This is a genomic window from Agrobacterium sp. (genome assembly GCF_032092815.1).
GTDB lineage: Bacteria > Pseudomonadota > Alphaproteobacteria > Rhizobiales > Rhizobiaceae > Agrobacterium.
Map to the genome: position 1 here is coordinate 10,075 of NZ_DAMDBP010000044.1, position 3,451 is coordinate 13,525.

Annotated in this window: 4 protein-coding genes; 3 read left to right on the top strand and 1 reads right to left on the bottom strand. The window is 54.8% G+C overall.

The window, feature by feature from the left end:
- On the bottom strand, window positions 1-477 hold a 477-nt coding region (locus RT613_RS19780; RefSeq protein WP_313618099.1), incomplete at its 3' end, for a PAS domain S-box protein.
- Window positions 478-674: 197 nt separating this feature from the next.
- Between RT613_RS19780 and RT613_RS19785 the strand changes: the two genes are divergently transcribed.
- From RT613_RS19785 to RT613_RS19795, 3 genes are all read left to right on the top strand, one after another.
- Window positions 675-854 carry a hypothetical protein gene (locus RT613_RS19785; RefSeq protein ID WP_313618100.1) on the top strand — a complete coding sequence of 60 codons (180 nt, stop codon included), beginning with the start codon at window positions 675-677 and terminating at the stop codon, window positions 852-854.
- A 133-nt stretch (window positions 855-987) separates the two neighbouring features.
- Complete coding sequence (locus RT613_RS19790) at window positions 988-1,191, top strand: hypothetical protein (RefSeq protein ID WP_313618101.1); 204 nt, start codon at window positions 988-990, stop codon at window positions 1,189-1,191.
- A gap of 186 nt (window positions 1,192-1,377) precedes the next feature.
- On the top strand, window positions 1,378-3,195 hold the full coding sequence (locus RT613_RS19795; protein ID WP_313618102.1) for a PAS domain S-box protein: 1,818 nt from the start codon (window positions 1,378-1,380) through the stop codon (window positions 3,193-3,195).
- The last annotated feature ends 256 nt before the right edge of the window (window positions 3,196-3,451 follow it).

A 3,451-nucleotide genomic window follows, 5' to 3' on the forward strand; every position in this document is an offset into this window, starting at 1 on the left:
CGCTTTTCGCAGATAGCTTTCAAACGAGGCCCTGTTCTGTAGGCCGGTCATGGTGTCGACAAAGGCCGCCTCCATGATGGCGCGCTCATAGGCTTTGCGCTCGGAGTTATCGAGAATGATTTCGATGTCGAAACTCTCACCATCGATGCGACGGCGTTGCGCACTGATCAGGCCTGGAATGACGCGGCCGCTGGAATGCAGCATGTCAACCTCGGCGAGTTCGTAAAAACCTTGCGTATCCAAGAGATGCAGACGCTTCATGCGGGCGGGATCATCCAGCGGGTAGGGCAGGTCAGTGCCCAGTGGCTGGCCATTCAGCTCTTCCCAGGTGCGACCAACCAGCCTGAGATAGGCGGGGTTCACCTTGATGTACCGCGAGTCATGATCGATTGTGGAAATGGAAAACGGGACTGGTGAGAGATCAAACAGCTCTTTTAAAGCCGCATCCAGTACGCTTTCGGAAATAATCTGCCCCACCTGTGCCCCGTGAAATTTCGATGAGCGACCATGGCGCCGGTGAGGGCTCAAAGTCGATTCGGTTGCGTACTGTTTAAGCATGCAATCTGCGCGCAAGACCTTAATGATTATTATATGACTGATAAATGATTTTCAAAAAAACAGGTCATACATCATTGTTTTGTAAAATACCGTGTTTGTGGAGAGAGAATGCAAGCATGAAACAGGTCATTACAAAATCGGTGAGCCTTTGCGATCGGCGAATGAAAATCGACGCGTGGGATGTTTTGCAGCGGGAACTTGAGCCTGCCATGCGTGCCGGAGACCACGAATTCATCTCCGTTTCTGCAGATGATGTGATCTCTCGTAACAAACGTGCGTTTTTATCTGCTGAATAAGCCACTGTCATGATTGTGACATGGACTTCTTAAACCTTAGGCGTATGATGCCGCCATCGTTGCCAACCGACTTCGTGGGCGGTGGCGACGGAGAGTTCCTATGTGCTCCCACTTTCATAAGGAGGGTGGCGTCATGACGTATTCCAACACTGATACAATACGCGGCGTGCTATACGACCGCTCCACGCTGTATAGCGGCAATGAGCAGGTGCGTATCGATCTGATTCACCGCACCATGCAAGCGGTTTCTCACATCAATCTGGGCGTGGATATCGACCCCGAAGCTGCGTTGTTTAATCTCATGGATCAGATTGCGACCGGCCAAATCGTTGAGTGAGACCGTTCGTCCAATAAAGCTGGACCGTCGAGTGAGTTTTTATCGTTGTCAGGGCGCCTGTCGTGCCCTGACTTCGCTCTGAAACGCCGTTTGAACAGCCCATCTTGTCGAAGTTTGGAAGTCCTGTCATGTTACAGAGGGCTGTATTGGTAACCGTAACTGCGTGGGCCTTCTGGAATGAACGGAATGGGGGACTTGGGTCTGACCGGGCAGGCAAAACCAGCAAACGCTGTTTCGGTTGTCGACTTGCTGGAAACCGTGGATTGGGCGGCGTCTCCGCTGGGCCCAAGGGCTGAATGGCCAGCCTGTCTGCAGGCCGCCGTTGATATCATGATCCCCTCTCAGGCGCAGATCGCGATGTTCTGGGGTCCTGAATTCGTCGCGCTTTATAACGATATTTACGCTCCGACCATTGGTGACAAACACCCCCATGCCTTTGGCAGGCCTGGCCGGGAATACTGGACGGAACTTTGGGATGACCTCGAACCGCTGCTGAAGCGCGTTTTTGAGAATGGCGAAACGGTGGCAGCCAAGGACAGGCCGTTTTACATTGAGCGACATGGTTTTCCAGAAACCGTCTATTTCGACATTTCCTATTCGCCGGTGCGTGATCAGAACAAAACTGTCTGTGGCGTATTCTGTATCGTCAACGAGACCACCGATCGCGTCAAAGCCGATGCGGCAATGCGCGAAAGCGAGGAGCGTTTCCGGGCGATCTTCTCGCAGTCGGCTGCCGGTATCGCTCTCAGCGACCTGAGCGGCAAGCTGATCAGCGTGAACCAGCGTTATTGTGAGATCGTCAACCGCCCGGCGAGCGAGCTGATTGGCACGCATATTCAGGCCATCACCTATGCGGAAGATGTGCCGGGCAATGCGATACTGTTCAAACGGCTGGTCGAGACAGGTGAAAGTTTCGACATTGAAAAACGCTATGTGCGTGGAGATGGCAGCCTGGTGTGGGGAGGCAATTCGGTGTCTGCCATCCGTGATGAAAGCGGCCGCATCGTGCAGACTGTTGCCATTGTTGTCGATATTACCGAGCGCAAACGTGCGCAGGAGATCGAACGGCTGCTGGCCCTGATGATTGCCTCATCGAATGACGCCATGCTGGCCATCGATCTGGATATGGTCATTACCAGCTGGAACGCCGCGGCCGAAAGGCTTTATGGTTATTCCAGCCAGGAGGCAATTGGCCGTTCCGTGATGATGCTGGTGCCTGATGATCGCGCCGAGGAAGAACCTGAAATTCTTCGGCAGATCAGGGCGGGGCAGGTGGTCAACCGCTACGAGACGCAGCGTCTGCGCAAGGACGGCAGCCTGGTTGATGTGCTGCTCAGCGTGTCGCCGATTATCGACCCTTCGGGCCGGGTGATCGGCGCTTCCAAGCTCGCGCATGACATTTCGGCGCGCAAGGAGGCCGAGCGGCTGCAGGCCATTCTGGTGGGAGAGCTGCATCACCGCGTCAAGAATATCCTTGCCACCGTCACCGCCATTGCAAGGCAGACCATGGGCCGCGACAAGGACCACCGCGAGGATGTTGATGCCTTTACCAGCCGCTTGTCGTCGCTCAGTCGGGCGCAGGATCTGCTGTTGCATGGTGACTGGCAGTTTGCCGAGCTGAAGTCCGTGGTGCTGCAGGCCATATCACCCTATCCCGCCGAGACATTTACCGTTCGTGGACCAACCGTGCCTTTGCCGCCAAAGGCGGTTGTTTCCTTGTCGCTTGCGCTGCATGAGCTTGCCACCAATGCCGCCAAATATGGTGCGCTGTCGGTTGCCGGTGGCCGGGTTTCGATTGTCTGGGACCACGACCTTGCCACTTCGCAGCTGACCATCATCTGGAAAGAAGAGGGCGGGCCTGATGTCGTGCCACCAACCCGCAGGGGGTTTGGCTCAACACTGGTGGAGCGTTTGCTGACTGCCGAGCTGAAAGGCGATGCACAGATTTCCTATGAAAGGCACGGCGTGGTCTGTGTCATCAAGGCCAATATCTCGCAGATTTGAGACTGTGCTTTTCATGGCCTGAATGCGTGTTGTCTCCCGCTGGTGATATGGCGTCATTGATGTTGTGCGCCTTCGTTTGCGTCCCGCTGGTAAAAATAAGCTGACAGTGGGGGAACCTATTGCGGTCATTGGCTGTTTCCCCGCTGGCGCACGCGGCAAGACGCTGTTTGTTGCTGTCTGATTTACTGGTTGCGTTCACCATCATAGACTACCATCTCATATCACAATTCTGGGGAGACACATTGTGAAAAGCCTA

Coding starts and splice junctions, on each gene's coding strand:
- RT613_RS19785 (WP_313618100.1), top strand. CDS start 675: ATGAAACAGGTCATTACAAAATCGGTGAGCCTTTGCGATCGGCGAATG.
- RT613_RS19795 (WP_313618102.1), top strand. CDS start 1,378: ATGGGGGACTTGGGTCTGACCGGGCAGGCAAAACCAGCAAACGCTGTT.
- RT613_RS19790 (WP_313618101.1), top strand. CDS start 988: ATGACGTATTCCAACACTGATACAATACGCGGCGTGCTATACGACCGC.